Source organism: Streptomyces sp. NTD91, from assembly GCF_059510455.1.
In genome coordinates this window covers 33,515-53,838 of record NZ_JCAJZW010000003.1, presented here as the reverse complement: position 1 = coordinate 53,838, position 20,324 = coordinate 33,515, and the positions used below count along the sequence as shown (strand labels likewise).

Annotated in this window: 18 protein-coding genes; 15 read left to right on the top strand and 3 right to left on the bottom strand. The window is 72.7% G+C overall.

The window, feature by feature from the left end; genetic code table 11:
* The first annotated feature begins 157 nt into the window (after window positions 1–157).
* The 6 genes from ispG (at window position 158) to AC5WRT_RS04760 (ending at window position 5,598) form a co-directional block, all read left to right on the top strand.
* Window positions 158–1,315: a flavodoxin-dependent (E)-4-hydroxy-3-methylbut-2-enyl-diphosphate synthase gene (gene ispG / locus AC5WRT_RS04785; RefSeq protein ID WP_496096300.1), complete on the top strand. Its 1,158-nt coding sequence runs from the start codon at window positions 158–160 to the stop codon at window positions 1,313–1,315.
* Window positions 1,316–1,617: 302 nt separating this feature from the next.
* Entirely contained in the window at window positions 1,618–1,848 is a 231-nt protein-coding gene (locus AC5WRT_RS04780) for a hypothetical protein (protein ID WP_496096301.1), read from the top strand.
* The gene (locus AC5WRT_RS04775; RefSeq protein WP_496096302.1) at window positions 1,845–2,408 is read left to right on the top strand and encodes a barstar family protein; all 564 of its coding nucleotides are present in this window, start codon (window positions 1,845–1,847) and stop codon (window positions 2,406–2,408) included. Before AC5WRT_RS04780 ends, AC5WRT_RS04775 begins: the two co-directional genes overlap by 4 nt.
* Before the next feature lie 12 nt (window positions 2,409–2,420).
* A complete protein-coding gene (locus AC5WRT_RS04770) occupies window positions 2,421–3,269 on the top strand; it encodes a GNAT family N-acetyltransferase (protein ID WP_496099955.1) in 849 nt (282 codons plus the stop codon).
* 20 nt (window positions 3,270–3,289) lie between these two features.
* Window positions 3,290–3,820: a GNAT family N-acetyltransferase gene (locus tag AC5WRT_RS04765; protein WP_496096304.1), complete on the top strand. Its 531-nt coding sequence runs from the start codon at window positions 3,290–3,292 to the stop codon at window positions 3,818–3,820.
* Window positions 3,821–3,894: 74 nt separating this feature from the next.
* Window positions 3,895–5,598: a proline--tRNA ligase gene (locus AC5WRT_RS04760; RefSeq protein WP_496096305.1), complete on the top strand. Its 1,704-nt coding sequence runs from the start codon at window positions 3,895–3,897 to the stop codon at window positions 5,596–5,598.
* Window positions 5,599–5,683: 85 nt separating this feature from the next.
* On the opposite strand, the gene AC5WRT_RS04755 is transcribed toward AC5WRT_RS04760, so the two are convergent.
* The 3 genes from AC5WRT_RS04755 to AC5WRT_RS04745 all read right to left on the bottom strand — a co-directional run bounded on the left by AC5WRT_RS04755 (window position 5,684) and on the right by AC5WRT_RS04745 (window position 7,637).
* Window positions 5,684–6,583, bottom strand: a complete 900-nt coding sequence (locus AC5WRT_RS04755; RefSeq protein ID WP_496096306.1) for an aminoglycoside phosphotransferase family protein — start codon at window positions 6,581–6,583, stop codon at window positions 5,684–5,686.
* Window positions 6,584–6,645: 62 nt separating this feature from the next.
* Window positions 6,646–7,134: a DUF4439 domain-containing protein gene (locus AC5WRT_RS04750; protein ID WP_496096307.1), complete on the bottom strand. Its 489-nt coding sequence runs from the start codon at window positions 7,132–7,134 to the stop codon at window positions 6,646–6,648.
* Entirely contained in the window at window positions 7,131–7,637 is a 507-nt protein-coding gene (locus AC5WRT_RS04745; RefSeq protein ID WP_496096308.1) for a hypothetical protein, read from the bottom strand. Before AC5WRT_RS04745 ends, AC5WRT_RS04750 begins: the two co-directional genes overlap by 4 nt.
* Before the next feature lie 281 nt (window positions 7,638–7,918).
* Here AC5WRT_RS04745 and rimP point away from each other — a divergent pair, with 281 nt between their 5' ends.
* The 9 genes from rimP (at window position 7,919) to AC5WRT_RS04700 (ending at window position 20,240) form a co-directional block, all read left to right on the top strand.
* Window positions 7,919–8,431, top strand: coding sequence for a ribosome maturation factor RimP (rimP, locus tag AC5WRT_RS04740; RefSeq protein ID WP_496096309.1), 513 nt, complete (start codon window positions 7,919–7,921; stop codon window positions 8,429–8,431).
* A 2-nt stretch (window positions 8,432–8,433) separates the two neighbouring features.
* Window positions 8,434–9,423: a transcription termination factor NusA gene (nusA, locus tag AC5WRT_RS04735; protein WP_496096310.1), complete on the top strand. Its 990-nt coding sequence runs from the start codon at window positions 8,434–8,436 to the stop codon at window positions 9,421–9,423.
* Between the two features lie 128 nt (window positions 9,424–9,551).
* Window positions 9,552–9,848 (top strand): YlxR family protein, encoded by a 297-nt coding sequence (locus AC5WRT_RS04730; RefSeq protein ID WP_496096311.1) that lies wholly within the window; start codon window positions 9,552–9,554, stop codon window positions 9,846–9,848.
* A 145-nt stretch (window positions 9,849–9,993) separates the two neighbouring features.
* On the top strand, window positions 9,994–13,041 hold the full coding sequence (gene infB, locus AC5WRT_RS04725; RefSeq protein ID WP_496096312.1) for a translation initiation factor IF-2: 3,048 nt from the start codon (window positions 9,994–9,996) through the stop codon (window positions 13,039–13,041).
* Window positions 13,042–13,313: 272 nt separating this feature from the next.
* A complete protein-coding gene (locus AC5WRT_RS04720) occupies window positions 13,314–13,607 on the top strand; it encodes a DUF503 domain-containing protein (protein WP_496096313.1) in 294 nt (97 codons plus the stop codon).
* A 61-nt stretch (window positions 13,608–13,668) separates the two neighbouring features.
* The gene (gene rbfA, locus AC5WRT_RS04715) at window positions 13,669–14,127 is read left to right on the top strand and encodes a 30S ribosome-binding factor RbfA (protein ID WP_496096314.1); all 459 of its coding nucleotides are present in this window, start codon (window positions 13,669–13,671) and stop codon (window positions 14,125–14,127) included.
* Window positions 14,124–15,029 carry a tRNA pseudouridine(55) synthase TruB gene (truB, locus tag AC5WRT_RS04710; RefSeq protein ID WP_496099954.1) on the top strand — a complete coding sequence of 302 codons (906 nt, stop codon included), beginning with the start codon at window positions 14,124–14,126 and terminating at the stop codon, window positions 15,027–15,029. Before rbfA ends, truB begins: the two co-directional genes overlap by 4 nt.
* Window positions 15,030–15,289: 260 nt before the next feature.
* Entirely contained in the window at window positions 15,290–19,144 is a 3,855-nt protein-coding gene (locus tag AC5WRT_RS04705; protein ID WP_496099953.1) for a trypsin-like peptidase domain-containing protein, read from the top strand.
* A 148-nt stretch (window positions 19,145–19,292) separates the two neighbouring features.
* A complete protein-coding gene (locus tag AC5WRT_RS04700; RefSeq protein ID WP_496096317.1) occupies window positions 19,293–20,240 on the top strand; it encodes a bifunctional riboflavin kinase/FAD synthetase in 948 nt (315 codons plus the stop codon).
* Window positions 20,241–20,324 lie beyond the last annotated feature (84 nt).

Genomic DNA, 20,324 nt, shown 5'->3' with positions numbered 1-20,324 from the left:
GAGGCGGCCCGGAACCCTGTGCTCCGGGCCGCCTCCTCTCGAGGGTGTCTGCGGGGTGGGATGTGCTCGCGCCAAGGCTCGTGCCGTAATCTCGAAGCCTGGAGCCCGCCCGACGACGGGACCGGATCTTGATCCACGACTTGGGGTTGCACAGCAGATGACTGCGATTTCTCTCGGCATGCCGTCCGTTCCGACCAAGCTCGCCGAGCGCCGGAAGAGCCGGCAGATCCAGGTCGGAAGCGTGGCGGTCGGCGGGGACGCGCCCGTCTCGGTCCAGTCGATGACGACGACCCGCACCTCCGACGTCGGCGCCACCCTCCAGCAGATCGCCGAGCTGACCGCGTCCGGCTGCCAGATCGTCCGCGTGGCCTGCCCCACCCAGGACGACGCCGACGCCCTCGCGACCATCGCCAGGAAGTCGCAGATCCCGGTGATCGCGGACATCCACTTCCAGCCGAAGTACGTCTTCGCCGCCATCGAGGCCGGCTGCGCCGCGGTGCGCGTGAACCCCGGCAACATCAAGCAGTTCGACGACAAGGTCAAGGAGATCGCCAAGGCCGCCAAGGACCACGGCACCCCGATCCGCATCGGCGTCAACGCCGGCTCCCTGGACAAGCGCCTGCTCCAGAAGTACGGCAGGGCGACCCCCGAGGCCCTGGTGGAATCCGCCCTCTGGGAGGCGTCCCTCTTCGAGGAGCACGACTTCCGGGACATCAAGATCTCCGTCAAGCACAACGACCCGGTCGTCATGATCGAGGCCTACCGCCAGCTCGCCGAGCAGTGCGAGTACCCGCTCCACCTCGGCGTGACCGAGGCGGGCCCCGCCTTCCAGGGCACGATCAAGTCGGCGGTGGCCTTCGGCGCGCTCCTGTCCCAGGGCATCGGCGACACGATCCGGGTCTCCCTGTCGGCCCCGCCGGTCGAGGAGGTCAAGGTCGGCCTCCAGATCCTCCAGTCGCTCGGCCTGCGCCAGCGCGGCCTGGAGATCGTCTCCTGCCCGTCCTGCGGCCGCGCCCAGGTCGACGTCTACAAGCTCGCCGAAGAAGTCACAGCGGGCCTGACCGGCATGGAGGTCCCCCTCCGCGTGGCCGTCATGGGCTGCGTGGTGAACGGCCCCGGCGAGGCCCGCGAGGCCGACCTCGGCGTCGCCTCCGGCAACGGCAAGGGCCAGATCTTCGTCAAGGGCGAGGTCATCAAGACCGTCCCCGAGTCCAAGATCGTCGAGACTCTCATCGAGGAGGCCATGAAGCTGGCCGAGCGGATGCAGGACGAGGGCGTGGAGTCCGGCGAGCCGTCGGTGTCGGTGGCCCCCTGATCTTTTCTGCTCTCGTGAGTCCCGTCACCGCTGGGTGGCGGGACTCAGCCGTACCTCCGCCCGGACGGATGTGCCGGGGTGTAGCGGCGTGACGCCCCACTTGCCGGCGAGCGCCCCCGCCAGGATCAGCCCACGACTCCGAGGGCACCCCGCAGGCGATCGCGTCGTCCGGCGGCTACCGCCTGAGGAGCACGACATCCGGGGACCGGATCACGGCCCTGCACCTGGCGGGCGTGCCCCTGACGGCACGGACCAGGAGAAAAAGCGGTACACCTGCTCTGCCGAGGGCCAACCTGCAGCGCATGGGTCCCTCCTTGCCAAAGCCATTCGAAAACAGTGGAAATAACGGCGGCTACAAGCTTCCGGAGTTCGACAGCCAAGGGAACCCCATCACATATACAGAATGGGGAACGGTGCAGTCGGCCGATAACCCGAACTGGGGCGGCGAGCGAATAGTGGCAGGATCCGACGGCTCCGCCTACTGCACTCCGACCCATTATCAGACCTACATCGTCATGGAGGCCGGTCGATGAACGAAAGCTTCTGGTGGACGCGGGATGAAGCCGCGGTCCGTGTCACATCGCCGGATACCTCCATTCCTGCCACTCACGCTCTTCCGCCCACCGGCCTGATCTATTCCGCCCGCATGCAGGGCCGGGAGATGCGTGACTCCGACGGGGTGTTCACCCAGTACTACGAGGCTCTCCGCTTGCCGGACTGTTTCGGCTGGAACTGGAACGCCTTGCGAGACTGCCTTCAAGATCTGCATTGGCTTGATGCCGCACATTTCCTTCTCGTCATCGACAACGCGGAAGCGGTCCTGTCGGAAGATATCGAAGAACGCAAGATCCTGTGGCGTGCCATGAATGACTCGGTGAGGTTCTGGGCAGGGAAACCGGGACTGCCCGGACAGGAAAAGACGACCTTCGATGCCGTGCTGCTGTGCCCGCCCCACGTCCGAGGAACGCTGCACGGCGAGGTTCTCGGTACCCAGCCGCACTCTCCGCCGCTCTCGCCCGAGCCGGTTCCTCGCGATGAAGCGCTCCGCAAAGCTCCGGGGTACAGTTCCACGACCAGCAGAACCCCAGGGTGAGGCCCCCGCCACGTGTTGACCCAGACGACCTCTCGGGTGCTCGAACCGAGCGACCTTGACGCCGCGCTCGCCGTTCTCGACCGCGAGCCGGTCGCGAACGCCTTCGTGACCTCGCGGGTGCAGGTCGCCGGTCTCGACCCGTGGCGGCTCGGCGGCGAGATGTGGGGCTGGTACGCGGACGGCATGCTCACGTCCCTGTGTTACGCGGGCGCGAACCTGGTCCCGGTCTGCGCCACCTCGCGCGCCGTGCGTGCCTTCGCCGACCGGGCGCGGAGGGCCGGCCGCCGCTGCTCCTCCATCGTCGGCCCCGCCGACGCCACCGCCGCGCTGTGGGGACTGCTGGAACCCCACTGGGGCCCGGCGCGCGAGGTCCGTGCCCACCAGCCCCTGATGATCACCGACCGCATGCCCGCCGACATCGCCCCGGACCCCTACGTCCGCCGCGTCCGCAAGGACGAGATGGAGACGATCATGCCGGCGTGCGTGGCGATGTTCACCGAGGAGGTCGGCGTCTCGCCGCTGGCGGGTGACGGCGGGCTGCTGTACCAGGCGCGCGTCGCCGAACTCGTCGGCTCCGGGCGTTCCTTCGCCCGCCTCGACGAGGACGGCAAGGTCGTCTTCAAGGCGGAGATCGGCGCCGCGACGAACCACGCCTGCCAGATCCAGGGCGTCTGGGTGGCCCCCGAGTACCGGGGGAGGGGCCTTGCCGCCCCCGGCATGACGGCGGTCCTGCGGTACGCACTCGTGGACGTGGCGCCGGTCGTCAGCCTCTACGTGAACGACTTCAACACCGCGGCCCGCAGGACGTACAGGCGAGTGGGCTTCCAAGAGGTCGGTGCCTTCATGAGTGTGCTGTTCTGAAGCCGCTGTACGCTCCCCGCATGGACCTCGTGATCGGCCCCCTGGACCTCGCAGCCCACGTCGACGAGGCCCTCGCCGTCCAAGCCGTCGCCTTCGGCCTGGGCCCGGACGAGGTCGCCGTACGCCGGCAGATCGTCCAGCGTCACATGCGGTTCCCGGGCGCGCGGGCCCTCGGCGCGACGGTCGGCGGTCGCCTCGTCGGGTTCGTGTACGGCATGCCCAACTCCCGTACCCACTGGTGGTCCACCGTCGTGGAGCCCTACCTCCGCGCGGCCGGCAACGACCACTGGCTGGACGACTCCTTCGTGATCACGGAGCTGCACGTGCACCCCGATCACCAGAACCGCGGTATCGGCCGGAACCTGATCACCGGAATCACGGACACGGCCACCGAACCCCGCTCGATCCTCTCCGCGATCGACACCGACAGCCCGGCCCGCGGCCTGTACTTCTCCCTCGGCTACGTCGACCTCGCCCGCCAGGTGCACTTCCCGAGCGCTCCGAAGCCGTACGCCGTCATGGGCGCCCCGCTGCCACTGCGCAGGCGCTAACCGATTTCCGCCCGCACAGCCCGCCCGGCTAACCTCCTTGCCATCACTGTTTTCCCGGCAGGAGTACGAGAACCATGGCGAACGCATCGGTCCAGCGCATGTCCCAGTTGATGGCGAAGACCTTGCGCGACGACCCGGCGGACGCCGAGGTCCTCAGCCACAAGCTCCTCGTCCGCGCCGGCTACGTCCGCCGCACGGCCGCCGGCATCTGGAGCTGGCTGCCCCTCGGCATGAAGGTCCTCTCCAACGTGGAGCGGATCGTCCGCGAGGAGATGGACGCCATCGGCGCCCAGGAGGTCTCCCTCCCCGCCCTGCTGCCGCGTGAGCCGTACGAGGCGACCGGCCGCTGGGACGAGTACGGCCAGGAACTCTTCCGGCTCAAGGACCGCAGGGGAGGCGACTACCTTCTCGGCCCCACCCACGAGGAGATCTTCACCCTCCTGGTCAAGGACCAGTGCACGTCCTACAAGGACCTGCCGGTGATCCTCTACCAGATCCAGACCAAGTTCCGGGACGAGGCCCGCCCGCGCGCCGGCATCCTGCGCGGCCGTGAGTTCCTGATGAAGGACTCGTACTCCTTCGACCTGGAGGACGAGGGCCTGGCGACCTCCTACGCCCTGCACCGCGAGGCCTACCAGCGGATCTTCGAGCGCCTCGGCCTGGACTACCGCATCTGCGCGGCCACCGCCGGCGCCATGGGCGGCTCGAAGTCCGAGGAGTTCCTGGCTCCCGCCGAGGCCGGCGAGGACACCTTCGCGGACTGCCCGAACTGCGACTTCGCCGCCAACACGGAGGCGATCAGCCATCCGCTGAAGCCGGTGGACGGCTCGGCCGTCCCGGCGCTGGAGGAGATCCCGACTCCCGACACCCCGACCATCGAGACTCTGGCCGCCTCCCTCGGCGTCCCCGCCTCCGCCACCCTGAAGAACCTGCTCGTGAAGGTGGACGGCGAGATCGTCGCCGTCGGTGTCCCCGGTGACCGCGAGGTGGACCTGGGCAAGGTCGAGGCGCACTTCGCGCCGGCCGTCGTCGAGATGGTCACCGAGCCGGACTTCGCCGGCCGCCCCGACCTGGTGCGCGGCTACGTCGGCCCGCAGGGCCTGGGCGAGAAGGTGAAGTACATCGCCGACCCGCGCGTGGCCCCCGGCACCTCCTGGATCACCGGCGCCAACAAGGAGCACACGCACGCCAGGAACGTCGTCGCCGGGCGTGACTTCGAGGTCGACGAGTACGTCGACGTCGTGGTCGTGCAGGAGGGCGACCCGTGCCCGAAGTGCGGCACCGGCCTCAAGCTGGACCGCGCCATCGAGATCGGCCACATCTTCCAGCTCGGCCGCAAGTACACCGACGCCCTCAAGCTCGACGTCCTCGGCCAGAACGGCAAGCCGGTCCGGGTCACCATGGGCTCCTACGGCATCGGAGTCTCCCGCGCGGTCGCGGCGATCGCCGAGCAGAGCGCCGACGAGCACGGCCTGGTGTGGCCCAAGGAGGTCGCCCCGGCCGACGTGCACGTGGTCGCCGCCGGCAAGGCCCTGCAGACCGAGCTGGCCCTCGACGTCGCGGAGCAGCTGGCCGCCGCCGGCGCCCGCGTCCTGGTGGACGACCGGGCCGGCGTCTCCCCGGGCGTGAAGTTCACCGACGCCGAGCTGATCGGCGTCCCGCAGATCCTGGTCGCCGGGCGTCGCTCCGGCGAGGGCGTCCTGGAACTGAAGGACCGAAGGACCGGCGAACGCGAGGAGCTGACCGTCGAGGACGCGATCGCCCGCCTGACGGCCTGACAAGGACAGCCGCGCACAGAAGGCCCCTGAGACCGGCGGCGGTCTCAGGGGCCTCTCGCGTGGTCACAGGGCTGCTGGCCGCCGCTCACAGCCAGCCGGCGAACTCCAGCAGCAACTCCCCGTCCTTGGGCCGCCCCACCCGCAGCGCACGGACGCCGGACTCCACCGCCCGGAACAGGGTCCAGCCGCGCAGGCGGTCCTGGTCGACCTCCAGCGACTCGGCGAGGCGTTTGATCCGGCGGCGGGTCGTGGCCGGACCGGAGGGAGAGGCGATCAGGTCCTCCACGCGGTCGCGCACCAGGCGCGCGAGGTCGAACGCGCACTCGCCGAGCACCGGGTCCGGTCCCACCGCGAGCCACGGCATCCGCTCACCGGCGAGCACCTTGCTCTGCCGGAACGTTCCGTGCAGCAACTGGTGCTCGGGCGGCGCGGCGACCAACTCGTCGCGGACCGCGAGCGCCGCGTCGACCAGCGGCGCCACCTCGGGTTCGGCCTCGGCACCCGCCCGCATCGCCGTCGCCTGCCGTCCCGTGCGCTCGGCGACCGTCTCGAAGGCCTCACCTGCGGGCGGCTGGACCCACAGCCGCCGCAGCGTGCCCGCGGCCTCCAGCAGCGCCTTCGCCTCCGGCAGCGACCGCACCGAAACATCCGGGTGCAGCCGCTCCAGCAGCAGCACCCCCTCCTCCGCGCCGTCCTCCAGCAGCTGTACGGCGCCCAGGCCGCCCCAGTGCGCGAGGGCCGTACGCTCGCTCTCCGGGCGGGCCCGGGGCGGGGCCAGCTTCAGCACGGCCGGGGTGCCGTCCGGGCGCCGTACCAGGACCACCAGACTGCTGCGGCCGCCCGGCACCTGGACCCTCTCCACGGTCAACTCGCGTGCGGTCACGGCCTGTTCGGCGATCGCGGGCAGCCGGGCGAGCCAGTCGTCCCCGGCCGGTGCCGTCTCACCGAGCGCCCGTACCAGGCGCGGCGGCGGTTCGAAAGCCATGCGCGAGTCGTTCCCTTCCGGTCCGGGTCCTGTCGTACGGGCACACCTGGCGGGTCACCGGGTCACGAGGCCGAGGTGGAGGCCGACGGCGTGGCCCCGGCCGCGTCCGTCCCCTCGCCGGCGCGTTCGGCGAGCCCAGGGAAGGCTACGCTCTCCCCGCTCCAGCGCACCGCGCGCACCGCGGCCTCGCGCAGCGCCGCGGCGGCCGCGGCGCGCCGGGTGCCCGTGGCCGCCCGCACCAGGTCCGCGTAGACGTCGGCCACCCGCTCCTCCAGCCGGGCGGCGAGCCGTACGGCGGCGGGCGCGTCCGGCACCGGGAACGGCAGCGCGTACGCGGCGTTCGCGGCGACCGGCTCCCCGCCCAGGTCCCGGATCTCGCGGGTCAGCGCGTCCCGGCGGGCCCGGTGCGCGGCATAGGCCGCCCGCGCCTCGCTCCGGCGCGCCGCGCCGATCCGGCCGCCGACGACGCCGTAGCCGTACACCGCGGCGTGCTCCGCGGCCAGCGCCGCCTGCAGTGCCGTCAGCTCGGCCCGCTTCGCCCCGTCGCTCACTTCGCCCCCTCCGTCAGCAGGTACGCGTGCGTGGCCCCGGCCGCCGCCACCGACGCCAGCAGCCGCGCCAACTCGCCCGGCACGTCCAGCAGGGCCCGGGCGCGCCGGTCGGCGAGGGTGCGTTCGGCGGCGGCCAGGCCGGCGAGCGCGTCCTTCTCGGTGACCGGAACGGGCGGCGCGGCGGACGGGGAGGGCGAGGAGCTCGCCGGCGTGGGTGCCGTACCGGACCGCAACGCCCGGACGTGGGCCGCGACCTGGGCCCGCAGCGGGCCCAGTCGCTGGGCGAGCGCCGGGTGCGCGGCCAGGACGGCGTCGTACCGGGCGAGCAGGGCCTGGCTGTCCCCTGCCGCACGCGCGCGTGCCCGCTCCGCCGCGGAGGAGGTGCCGCCGCCGGAGCCCGGATCGGCCGTGCAGCCCGTCAGCAGGGCCGCGCCGGCGGCCGAGGCGAGCAGGGATCTTCTGCGCGGCCCCGAGGGGATGCGCGGCGGCGGGGGGTACGGCACTGCAGGCGTCCTCGGGGGCTCGTACGGAGGGGAAAACATGGGTGAAGGCCGCACGGGTGGTCGGCACGTCCGTGATCACGGTACCCGCGCGCCCGTCCCACACCAGTCACCGGCACCGGTGGTCCCGCACGGGCAGGCGAATCGTCCCTGCAGATGTGCTTTTCCACAGTGATCGTCCCGGTTGTCCACAGGTGGACGGCGACACTCCCCGCGACCGGATACGCTTTGACCAGACACGCGACCCATCCCACAACAGCACACGCGGCCGAGGAGTCACCCGGATGAGCACCACCCAGAGCGAGAGGCTGCGAGAGCTGCTGGAACCGCTCGTCACGTCCCAGGGACTGGATCTCGAAGAGATCGCCGTCGACTCCGTCGGACGCAAGCGGGTGCTGCGTGTGGTCGTCGACTCCGACACCGGAGCCGATCTGGACGCCATCGCCGATGTGAGCCGTGCGCTCTCGGCGAAGCTCGACGAGACCAACGCGATGGGTGACGCGGCGTACGACCTGGAGGTCGGAACCCCCGGCGCGGAGCGCCTCCTCACCGAGCACCGGCACTTCGTGCGCGCCACCGACCGGCTCGTGAAGTTCGAGCTGACCGAGGGCGGCGAGCTCGTCGCCAGGATCCTGAAGGTCGACGAGGACGGTCTGGACGTCGAGGTCCCCGGGGTGAAGGGCCGCAGGCCCACCACCCGCAGACTCGGCATCCCGGAGATCGCCAAGGCGCGCGTGCAGGTCGAGTTCAACCGCAAGGACACCGAGAAGGACATGAAGGAAGAGGAGGAGGCGTAGCCGTGGACATCGACATGAGCGCCCTGCGGGGCTTGGTTCGGGAGAAGGAGATCTCCTTCGACCTGCTGGTCGAGGCGATCGAGTCGGCCCTCCTCATCGCCTACCACCGCACCGAGGGAAGCCGCCGGCACGCGCGCGTGGAGCTCAACCGGGAGACCGGGCATGTGACCGTGTGGGCGAAGGAGGACCCCGAGGACCTGGAGGAGGGGCAGGAGCCGCGCGAGTTCGACGACACCCCGTCGGGCTTCGGGCGGATCGCCGCCACCACCGCCAAGCAGGTGATCCTGCAGCGGCTGCGCGACGCCGAGGACGACGCCACGCTCGGCGAGTACGCCGGCCGCGAGGGCGACATCGTCACCGGCGTGGTCCAGCAGGGCCGCGACCCGAAGAACGTCCTGGTCGACATCGGCAAGCTCGAGGCCATCCTGCCGGTGCAGGAGCAGGTGCCGGGCGAGACCTACCCGCACGGCATGCGCCTGCGCTCGTACGTCGTCCGGGTGGCCAAGGGCGTCCGGGGTCCCTCCGTGACCCTCTCCCGCACACACCCGAACCTGGTGAAGAAGCTCTTCGCCCTGGAGGTGCCGGAGATCGCCGACGGCTCGGTGGAGATCGCCGCGATCGCCCGTGAGGCCGGTCACCGCACCAAGATCGCCGTACGGTCCACCCGCTCGGGCCTGAACGCCAAGGGCGCCTGCATCGGCCCGATGGGCGGCCGGGTGCGCAATGTGATGGGCGAACTGAACGGCGAGAAGATCGACATCGTCGACTGGTCGGACGACCCGGCCGAGATGGTGGCGAACGCCCTGTCACCCGCTCGGGTGAGCAAGGTCGAGGTCGTCGACATGGCCGCCCGCTCCGCCCGGGTGACCGTGCCGGACTACCAGCTCTCCCTGGCGATCGGCAAGGAAGGGCAGAACGCCCGCCTCGCCGCCCGGCTCACGGGCTGGCGCATCGACATCCGGCCCGACACCGAGCCGACGGCCGCCGAGTGACCGAGTGACGCCCGCTGACCGCGCGGCTTGGGGAATAGATCCGAGCCGCAGGCCGCTGGATTTACGACAACAACCGTTCGATCTTTGCCCCGAAGGGGTGAGGCCGGAACGGGGAGGTAGACTTAACCGTGTCTGGCCGGACGCACGCCCGAGTACGCCCTGAGCGCACCTGTGTGGGGTGCCGGGAGCGGGCGGCCAAGAACGATCTCTTGCGGATCGTGAGGATCGAGGACGCATGCGCCCCTGATCCTCGCGGTACGCTGCCCGGCCGGGGTGCGTACGTACACCCCGCCCTGGTCTGTCTCGACCAGGCGGTACGCCGCCGGGCGTTCCCGCGGGCACTGCGCGCCCCGGGGCCGCTCGACACAAAGGCGTTGCGCCAATACGTCGAGCAGACAACAGTTGCCGAGCAGGCAACACCGTAAGACGTGCCGTACGGAACCCCGTGCGGCCTGGTACCTCGCGAGTCGAAAGCAGGTCGAGATTGCGATGAGCACTCGATGAGTACGCGATGAGTACGCCCATGAACTAGCGACGGTCCGGCTTCAACCCGGACCTCAAAGGAGCGAAGTGGCTAAGGTCCGGGTCTACGAACTCGCCAAGGAGTTCGGTGTCGAGAGCAAGGTCGTCATGGCCAAGCTCCAGGAACTCGGTGAATTCGTCCGTTCGGCGTCTTCGACCATCGAAGCGCCCGTAGTACGCAAGCTGACCGACGCCTTCCAGGGCGGTGGCAACGGCAGGTCCGCCGCGAAGCCCGCCCCGCGCAAGGCTGCCCCCAGGCCCGCCGCGCCCTCCCCGGCGCAGGCGGCTCGTCCGGCTGCCCCGGCCCCGAGGCCGGCGGCTCCCAAGCCTCCGACGGCGCCCGCCGCCCAGCAGCCCGCGGCCCCGTCGGCTCCCTCGGCGCCCGCGCCGGCCCCGGGCCCGCGCCCGGTGCCGGGTCCCAAGCCCGCGCCGCGTCCGGCTCCGGCCGCCCCGGAGTTCACGGCTCCGCCCGCCCAGACCCCGCAGGCCCCGGCCGCGCAGGGTCCGCGCACCGGCGCCCGTCCCGGCGCACCGAAGCCCGGTGGCGCCCGTCCGGGTGCTCCCGGCCAGGGTCAGGCCCGTCCGGGCCAGGGCGGCCCGCGTTCCGGTGGCCAGGCCGCGCGTCCGGGTGCCCGTCCGGCCGGTCCGCGTCCGGGTAACAACCCCTTCACCTCCGGTGGCTCCACCGGCATGGCCCGCCCGCAGGCCCCGCGCCCGCAGGGCGGTCCGCGTCCCGGTCCCGGCGGCGCTCCCCGTCCGCAGGCGCCCGGCGCCCAGGGCGGCGGTCCGCGTCCGCAGGCTCCCGGTGGTCCCCGTCCCTCTCCGGCCGGCATGCCCCGGCCGCAGGGCGGTCCGCGTCCCGGTCCGGCCGGTCCGCGTCCGAACCCCGGCATGATGCCGCAGCGTCCCGCTGCCGGCCCGCGTCCCGGCGGCGGTGGCCCCGGCGGCCGCGGTCCCGGTGCCGGCGCCCGTCCCGGTGGCGGCGGCGGTCGTCCGGGTGGCGGCTTCGCCGGTCGTCCCGGCGGCGGTGGCGGCGGCGGCTTCGCCGGTCGTCCCGGTGGCGGTGGCGGCGGTGGCGGTTTCGCCGGCCGTCCGGGTGGTCCCGGCGGTGGCGGCGGTGGCCGTCCCGGCTTCGGTGGCCGTCCCGGTGGCCCGGGTGGCCGCGGTGGCACGCAGGGCGCCTTCGGCCGTCCCGGCGGTCCCGCGCGTCGTGGCCGCAAGTCGAAGCGGCAGCGTCGCCAGGAGTACGAGGCCATGCAGGCCCCGAGCGTCGGCGGCGTGATGCTGCCGCGCGGCAACGGCGAGACCATCCGTCTCTCCCGCGGCGCGTCGCTCACCGACTTCGCGGAGAAGATCAACGCCAACCCGGCGTCCCTCGTCGCGGTCATGATGAACCTCGGCGAGATGGTCACCGCGACGCAGTCCGTCTCCGACGAGACGCTGCAGCTCCTCGCCGACGAGATGAACTACGCGGTTCAGATCGTCAGCCCGGAGGAGGAGGACCGCGAGCTGCTCGAGTCCTTCGACATCGAGTTCGGCGAGGACGAGGGCTCCGAGGAGGACCTGGTCGTCCGTCCGCCGGTGGTGACCGTCATGGGTCACGTCGACCACGGCAAGACCCGACTGCTCGACGCGATCCGCAAGACGAACGTCATCGCGGGCGAGGCCGGTGGCATCACCCAGCACATCGGTGCCTACCAGGTCGCGACCGAGGTCAACGACGAAGAGCGCAAGATCACCTTCATCGACACCCCGGGTCACGAGGCGTTCACCGCCATGCGTGCCCGTGGTGCGAAGTCGACCGACATCGCGATCCTGGTCGTCGCGGCCAACGACGGCGTCATGCCGCAGACGGTCGAGGCGCTCAACCACGCCAAGGCGGCCGACGTGCCGATCGTTGTCGCGGTCAACAAGATCGACGTGGAGGGTGCCGACCCGACCAAGGTGCGCGGTCAGCTGACCGAGTACGGCCTGGTGGCCGAGGAGTACGGCGGCGACACCATGTTCGTCGACATCTCCGCCAAGCAGGGTCTGCACATCGACTCGCTGCTGGAGGCCGTGATCCTCACGGCCGACGCCTCGCTCGACCTGCGGGCCAACCCGAACCAGGACGCGCAGGGCATCTCGATCGAGTCCCGCCTCGACCGCGGCCGCGGTGCCGTGGCCACGGTCCTCGTCCAGCGAGGCACGCTGCGGGTCGGCGACACGATGGTCGTGGGCGACGCCTACGGTCGCGTGCGCGCCATGCTCGACGACAACGGCAACAACGTCGCCGAGGCCGGCCCGTCGACGCCGGTCCAGGTCCTGGGCCTGACCAACGTCCCGGGTGCGGGTGACAACTTCCTGGTGGTCGACGAGGACCGTACGGCCCGTCAGATCGCCGAGAAGCGTGCCGCCCGTGAGCGCAACGCGGCCTTCGCCAAGCGCACGCGCCGCGTGTCCCTGGAGGACCTGGACAAGGTGCTCAAGGCCGGCGAGGTCCAGCAGCTGAACCTGATCATCAAGGGTGACGCTTCCGGTTCCGTCGAGGCTCTTGAGTCCTCCCTGCTCCAGCTGGACGTCGGCGAAGAGGTCGACATCCGCGTCCTGCACCGCGGCGTCGGTGCGGTCACGGAGTCCGACATCGACCTGGCGATGGGCTCCGACGCCATCGTGATCGGCTTCAACGTCCGCGCGGCCGGCCGCGCGGCGCAGATGGCCGAGCGCGAGGGTGTGGACGTCCGGTACTACTCGGTCATCTACCAGGCGATCGAGGAGATCGAGGCGGCCCTCAAGGGCATGCTCAAGCCGGAGTTCGAGGAGGTCGAGCTCGGTACGGCGGAGATCCGCGAGGTCTTCAAGTCGTCCAAGCTGGGCAACATCGCCGGTGTCCTCATCCGCTCCGGCGAGGTGCGCCGCAACACCAAGGCCCGCCTCATCCGGGACGGCAAGGTGGTCGCGGAGAACCTCACCATCGAGGGCCTCCGTCGCTTCAAGGACGACGTCACCGAGATCCGCGAAGGCTACGAGGGCGGTATCAACCTCGGCAACTTCAACGACATCAAGGTCGACGACGTCATCGCGACGTACGAGATGCGGGAGAAGCCGCGGGCGTAACGGCCGACGGCTTCTGAAAGCTGGCCGGCGGGATCTCGGTCCCGCCGGCCAGCGTGCCGTTCCCGGGAGCTGCGCGCCCCCGGACCCCCGTTCGCCGAGACTGTCGGCCAGGAGGCACCCGCTTCTCGGCCGAGCGACACGGGCCGGCGAGCGGGCCGGGGCGGTTCCGCAGCCGACGGTGCCCGGAAAACCCGGTCGAGTCACTGCCGGCCGAAGCGGTACCGTGGCTGCAGGCCATCGATCCCGTACCGGCGGGTTAACCCGGCACACACATGTACGTGGGGACTCTGTCCTTCGACCTGCTCCTCGGCGACGTCCACTCGCTGAAGGAGAAGCGCTCCGTCGTCCGCCCCATCGTCGCCGAACTCCAGCGCAAGTACGCGGTGAGCGCGGCAGAGGTGGACCACACGGACCTCCACCGGCGAGCGATCATCGGCCTCGCCATGGTCTCCGGTGACGCGGCGCACCTCACCGACGTACTGGACCGGTGCGAACGGCTGGTCGCCGGCCGCCCCGAGGTCGAGCTGCTGTCCGTACGACGGCGCTTCCACGGCGAAGACGACTGACACGACGACGCCGAACAGACCACAGCAACGCAAGAAGAAACAACGAACGGGAGACGGACCAGTGGCCGACAACGCGCGGGCGAAAAGGCTGGCGGACCTCATCCGGGAGGTGGTGGCCCAGAAGCTGCAGCGCGGGATCAAGGACCCGCGGCTCGGCTCGCACGTCACCATCACGGACACCCGGGTCACGGGTGACCTGCGGGAGGCGACCGTCTTCTACACGGTCTACGGCGACGACGAGGAGCGCAAGGCCGCGGCGGCCGGACTCGAGAGCGCCAAGGGCATCCTGCGCTCCGAGGTCGGCCGCGCCGCCGGGGTGAAGTTCACACCCACCCTGACCTTCGTCGCGGACGCCCTGCCGGACACCGCCCGGACCATCGAGGACCTCCTCGACAAGGCCCGGCAGTCCGACGCGAAGGTCCGCGAGGCGGCCACCGGCGCCACGTACGCCGGCGGTGCGGACCCCTACCGCAAGCCGGCCGAGGACGAGACCGACACGGACGGCGACGCCGCGGAATGACCCAGAAGCACACCACGCCCGACGGCCTCGTCATCGTGGACAAACCGTCGGGCTTCACTTCGCACGACGTGGTCGCCAAGATGCGCGGGATCGCGAAGACCCGCCGCGTCGGCCACGCCGGCACGCTCGACCCGATGGCGACCGGCGTCCTGGTCCTCGGCGTCGAGCGCGCCACCAAGCTCCTCGGGCACCTCGCCCTCACCGAGAAGGAGTACCTGGGCACCATCCGCCTGGGCCAGAACACGGTCACCGACGACGCCGAGGGCGAGATCACCTCGTCCACCGACGCCTCCAAGGTGACCCGGGACGCCATCGACGCCGGGATCGCCAAGCTGACGGGCGACATCATGCAGGTGCCGTCCAAGGTCAGCGCCATCAAGATCGACGGCGTGCGGTCGTACAAGCGGGCCCGCGAGGGCGAGGAGTTCGACATCCCGGCCCGGCCGGTGACCGTCTCCTCCTTCGCGGTGTACGACGTCCGTGACGCCGTCGCCGACGACGGCACCCCTGTGCTCGACCTGGTCGTCTCCGTCGTCTGCTCCTCCGGCACCTACATCCGCGCCCTCGCCCGTGACCTGGGTGCCGGCCTCGGCGTCGGCGGCCATCTCACCGCGCTGCGCCGAACGCGCGTCGGGCCGTACAGGATCGACGCGGCGAAGACGCTGGACCAGCTCCAGCAGGAGCTGACCGTGATGCCGATCGCGGACGCCGCCGCGGCCGCGTTCCCGCGCTGGCAGGTGGACGCCCGGCGGGCCCGGCTGCTGGTGAACGGCGTCCGGCTGGAGATGCCCGACGAGTACGCGGGCACCGGTCCCGTCGCCGTCTTCGACCCCGAGGGCCGCTTCCTCGCGCTCGTCGAGCAGGACAGGGGCAAGGCCAGGAGCGTGGCCGTCTTCGGCTGAGGCTCCCGGCAGGACGAGCTGCCCGTGGAGCGGCGGCCGGCCACGGGGTGTGCCCCTGCCGCCGCTCCGCGGTCCCCCCTCGATTCCCCCACCCCTAGGGTTATCCAACGGCTTCCGCCTATTCACCCGTCCGGGCAGGCGCTCGGAGTGAACCGGGGAGCGGAGGGGGGCGCGTTCGCCACGCGATCTGTCCCGTCGATCATCGTGCGCCCTACCGTCGTCGGAAGAGGCCACACGGGCAAGGGCGGGGAGGTACGGCCATGGCGGGACGAGGTCCGCGCACCGGAGACGCTCGCCGCCCGGCGGCGGACGGCACGCGGGAGGCGGCGGGCGGCCTGCGACACCCCCGTCGCGACCGTACGGCCGACAGGGGCACCGCCGGCCACGACGGCGCGGGCATCCCGGGCCCGGGTGCCGTCGGCTACACCACGGGCGCCGCATGCTTCGAGCACACCACGGACGCGGCCGGCGGCACCGGCGCCGAAGGTCTCCCCGGCACGGGTCCCTGCCTGCCGGGCGCCCTCGACCGCGCCGGAACGCCCGCCCTCCCCACTCCAGGTCCCCTCGGCCCCGCGGACCCGTCCGTCTCCACCCCCGACCACCCGCACCCGCCCCTCGTCCAGATCCGCGACCTCGCCGGCCGCCCTCGAGGCGTCGGCTTTCTCGCCGATCACCAGGGCACCCTCCTCACCAGCCACGAGACCGTCGACGGCCTGCCCCGGCTCGTACTGCAGGCGGCGGGCGGCGACCGCACCTGTGTGGTGGCCGCCGATGCCGTGACCCCGCTTCCCGCCCTCGGCCTGGCCCTGGTCCGCACCGAGGGCCTGGGCCTCGACCCGCTGCCGCTGACCGTACGGGAACGGGTCGACGCCGGAACCTATGTACAGCTCCCCGCGGGCTGCTGGCGGGAGGCCCGGGTGCTGGCCACGACCGAGGTGACGTACACCGCCACCGACCGCTTCCACCTCCTTCCGGACGCGCTGGAGCTGGCCATCGGCACGGCCGGCCGGGACGCGCTCCGGCTCGGCGGCGGGGCGGCCGGGGGACCGGTGCTGGACGCGCGGACCGGCGCGGTCCTCGGCGTCCTCGGCACCGCCCTGCACTCCGCGCAGCGCGACACGGGCTTCGCGGCACCGCTGCGGCCCACCGCCGGCGCCCTCGCCGAGCTGCTCGCCCGGAACGCGGCCACCGTGCCCGCCTATGGCGCCGACCTCAACCTGGCCGGCATCCTGCAGCTCACCGGGACTTCGGTCTGCCGGGACGGCCCGCAGCGCACCCTCGCCGGCCCCGTGGAACCGGTCGAACGCCCGACTGTCGCGGGGGAGTTGGCTGCCTTCACGGACGGCGACCGGGCCGTGCTCGGGCTCGTCGGCGCTCCGGGCAGCGGTCGTACGACGGCACTCGCGGCTCTCGCCGCCCGCCGGGCCCGCGACGAGCGGCCCGCGCCGACCCTGTGGCTGCGCGGCGCCGACCTGGAGGACACCGACGCCTCCGTGGCCGCCGCGGCCCGCCGCGCCCTGGCACGGTCGGCCCGGATCGTCGCCGCGACCCGCCGCCTCCACCCCGAGTCCCTCGGCGACCCCACCCCTGAGGACCTGGCCCGACTCGCCGACCGCGCCGGACGCCCGCTCCTGCTCGTCCTGGACGGCCCCGAGGAGATGCCTCCCGCGCTCGCCCACCGCCTCCCCGACTGGACCCGGGGCACGGCCGACTGGCTGCGCCGGACCGGCGCACGTCTGGTGGTCGCCTGCGGACAGGAGTACTGGGAGCGCGCGGGAGCGGAGTTCCCGGCCGACCTGCTGCACACGCCGACGGCTCCCGCAGCGGCTGCCACCGCCGAGAGCACCGGGTCCTTCGCCGCGCCGGCCCCCCTCGCCGCCGCGGCCACCGCGTCCGGCAGAACCGAGACCACGGACACGGCATCCCCCTCCGCCCCGCCGCCCTGCCTGCGCCTTTCCGGCCTGACGGAGGACGAGGCCCGGTCGGCCCGCGCCCGCTACGGGCTGCCCGCCGGCCTCCTCACCGACCGTGACGCCCGGCACCCGCTCGCCCTCCGGCTGCTCTGCGAGGTACGGGCAGCCGCCCCGGACCTCCAGGGCAGCCCCGCGCCCCTCGACCGGCACGACGTGTTCGCCGCTCACCTGGACCTGATGTGCCTGCGGATCGCGGTCCGGCTCGCCGCCGGGAGCGGGCTGCGCGGGACGGCCGTACGCCGGCTGGCCGCCCGGGTCGCCGGGCAGGTGCACGAGGCCGCCAGGCGGAGCCTCGGGCCGGGGCAGGGCGAACTGGACCGGGCGTCGTTCGAGGCCGTGTTCCCCTGGGGTGCCGCCCCGGCACGGCTCGGCGGCGGCATCGGCTGGGCGTCCGCCGTCCTCGCCGAAGGCCTCCTCGTCCCGGCCGGCCGGGGTTACCGCTTCGCGCACGAGGAACTGGCCGACTGGATCCAGGGCATGCACCTCGACCTCGACGATGCCCTGCACGCCCTGGTCCATCGCGCCCGCGGCCCGCACCCGGTGTCCGTACCGCACCACCGCGCCGGCCCCGTCGTACAGGCCCTGCTGCTCCTCGCCCGGCAGCAGGGACACCGCCGGCTCGCCGCACGCCTGCGCGACCTGACGGACGCCCTGGACCGCGACCCCGGCTCCTGGTGGGCCGCCCGGCTGCTCGCCCGCACCCTGCTCCAGGTCCCGGACGCCACGCCGTACACCGAGGTGCTGCGGCGGCTCGCGGACCGGATCGTCACCTGGCGCCGCACCCGGCGGCCGGTGCCGGCCGAGTTCGGTCCCGGTTTCTGGACCGAGGTGCCCGTCACCGACACCGAGCGGCTCGACCTGCTGCGCAGGCTGGTGCCGGCCGACCGGGCGCCTTCGGAGCCCGGCGAGCGCTACCTCGACGCCGTCGCCCGGCTGCTCGCCGCCGCCCCCGCCGTCGTACAGCCGGGACTGATCCGCTGGTTCGACGACGAACGGCCGCTGCCCGCGACCCCGCACGCCACCGTCGCGACCGCCGCCCAGGCCCTGCTGCACACCCACCGGCGCGGCGCGCTGGACGGCCTCACCGACGTCCTGGCCGCCGGCGCGCACCGGCGTGCCGACGAACTGCTCGCCACCCTCGCCGAGGACGAGCCGTCGGCCGTGTGCCGGGCCGTCGACCGCTGGGCGCACGACGAGCGCCCCGCCCGCCGTCTCGCGGCCGTGACCCACGGGCTGCGCGCGGCCCCGCGCGTGCGCTCGGAGGCCGACCGCCGACTGCTGCGCAACGCCGCCCTGACCCTGCTCGCCCGCCCCGCCGACCGCGCCCTGCACGGTGGCGCCCTCGCCCTGCTGGTCCACGACCCGGACAGCCGTGACCGGCACCTCGCCGCGGCCCTGCGGCACTTCGTCGACGGCGATCCGCACCTCCCCCCCAGCGCCCTGGCTCCCGCCCTGACCACCCATCCCGAACCGGTCCTGGAGGCCTTCCGCGCCCGGTTGTGCGGCCCGGACGCGGCGCAGGCACACCCGGCGACGGCACACCCCGACCAGGCGCTGCCCACCCTCATCGACGTCACCACCCCGGGGCTCGCCCGCCGCGTCGCGCCCCTGCTCCAGGAGGCGGCACGGCTGCGTCCCGCGGCCGCCGGGCACATCGCCGCCCACGTCGACCGCCGCCTCGCCGAGGGCCCCACCGCCCGGTCTGTCCTGCTGCCGCTGGTCACCGGCCTGCTCGACGGCGCTCCCGAAGACCTCCGCGCGGCCCTCGCCGGCGTCCTCGCCGCCGTCGGCACCCCCGCCTGCCGTCCGCTGCGCCGCCAACTGCTGGAGCCGCTGCTCGCCCGGGAACAGGATCCGTCCGTGTTGGACGCCGTCCTGCACGCCGCGGCCCAGCACGGCGACGACCGCGAGGACGAGGACGTCCGCGGGCTCCTGCGCCGCACCGGTCTGCTCCTCGTCCGCACTCCCGAGGGCGCCGCCCGCTTCGACCGCGGCCTGGTCGACCTGGGCCGGCACGTGCCCGGCTTCGCCGCCCGGATGACCGGCTGGCTGGCCGCCGCCCCGGACGACTGGGCCGCGGTGGTCGGCCCCAGCACCCGCCGCATGCTCGCGAACCTCGCCGGCGTCCGCGTACCGGCGTGACCGGCGTGACCGGCGACAGGGAGTCGCCGCGGACGTGCGCCCGGTCACAGCCCGGATACCGATGCGGGCCCCGAGCATCCGGCATGGCACCCTTAGACCTGCGCAAGTCTTAGGCGTCATTTGGACACGGGTTCGAGGAGCGGTCACAGTGCAGCGCTGGCGTGGCTTGGAGGACATCCCCCAGGACTGGGGGCGCAGCGTCGTCACCATCGGTTCCTACGACGGCGTCCACCGCGGCCACCAGCTGATCATCAAGCACGCCGTCGACCGCGCCCGCGAGCTGGGCGTCCCCGCCGTCGTGGTCACCTTCGACCCGCACCCCAGCGAGGTCGTCCGTCCCGGCAGCCACCCGCCGCTGCTCGCCCCGCACCACCGTCGCGCCGAGCTGATGGCGGACCTGGGCGTGGACGCGGTCCTCATCCTGCCCTTCACCACCGAGTTCTCGAGGCTCTCGCCCGCCGATTTCGTGGTCAAGGTCCTGGTGGACAAGCTGCACGCGAAGGCGGTCGTGGAGGGCCCGAACTTCCGCTTCGGCCACAAGGCCGCCGGCAACGTCGACTTCCTCGCCGAGCAGGGCAAGGTGTACGACTTCGAGGTCGAGGTCGTCGACCTGTACGTCACCGGCGCGGCGGGCGGCGGCCGGCCGTTCTCCTCGACTCTGACCCGGCGTCTGGTCGCCGTGGGTGACGTCGAGGGCGCCCGCGAGATCCTGGGCCGTCCGCACCGGGTGGAGGGCGTGGTCGTCCGCGGCGCCCAGCGCGGCCGCGAACTGGGCTTCCCGACGGCCAACGTCGAGACGCTTCCGCACACCGCGATCCCCGCCGACGGTGTGTACGCCGGTTATCTGCACGTCGAGGGCGAGGCCATGCCCGCCGCGATCTCCGTCGGCACGAATCCGCAGTTCGACGGCACCGAGCGCACGGTGGAGGCGTACGCCATCGACCGCGTCGGCCTCGACCTGTACGGACTGCACGTCGCCGTCGACTTCCTCGCCTACGTGCGCGGCCAGGCGAAGTTCGACACGCTGGAGGCCCTGCTGGAGCAGATGGCCGCCGATGTGAAGCGGTGCCGGGAGATCGTGGCGGCGGAGGGGTAGCTTCCGCCGGTTCCCCGACTCCTGCGGACCTCTGACACGTGAGGGCGGCCGGTGCGCTGAGCACCGGCCGCCCTTTGCCGTGCC

Bases quoted from the DNA above. Each gene is read 5' to 3' on its own strand.
- ispG (WP_496096300.1), top strand. From the start codon at position 158: ATGACTGCGATTTCTCTCGGCATGCCGTCCGTTCCGACCAAGCTCGCC.
- AC5WRT_RS04780 (WP_496096301.1), top strand. From the start codon at position 1,618: ATGGGTCCCTCCTTGCCAAAGCCATTCGAAAACAGTGGAAATAACGGC.
- AC5WRT_RS04775 (WP_496096302.1), top strand. From the start codon at position 1,845: ATGAACGAAAGCTTCTGGTGGACGCGGGATGAAGCCGCGGTCCGTGTC.
- AC5WRT_RS04765 (WP_496096304.1), top strand. From the start codon at position 3,290: ATGGACCTCGTGATCGGCCCCCTGGACCTCGCAGCCCACGTCGACGAG.
- AC5WRT_RS04760 (WP_496096305.1), top strand. From the start codon at position 3,895: ATGGCGAACGCATCGGTCCAGCGCATGTCCCAGTTGATGGCGAAGACC.
- AC5WRT_RS04755 (WP_496096306.1), bottom strand. From the start codon at position 6,583: ATGGCTTTCGAACCGCCGCCGCGCCTGGTACGGGCGCTCGGTGAGACG.
- rimP (WP_496096309.1), top strand. From the start codon at position 7,919: ATGAGCACCACCCAGAGCGAGAGGCTGCGAGAGCTGCTGGAACCGCTC.
- AC5WRT_RS04720 (WP_496096313.1), top strand. From the start codon at position 13,314: ATGTACGTGGGGACTCTGTCCTTCGACCTGCTCCTCGGCGACGTCCAC.
- truB (WP_496099954.1), top strand. From the start codon at position 14,124: ATGACCCAGAAGCACACCACGCCCGACGGCCTCGTCATCGTGGACAAA.
- AC5WRT_RS04705 (WP_496099953.1), top strand. From the start codon at position 15,290: ATGGCGGGACGAGGTCCGCGCACCGGAGACGCTCGCCGCCCGGCGGCG.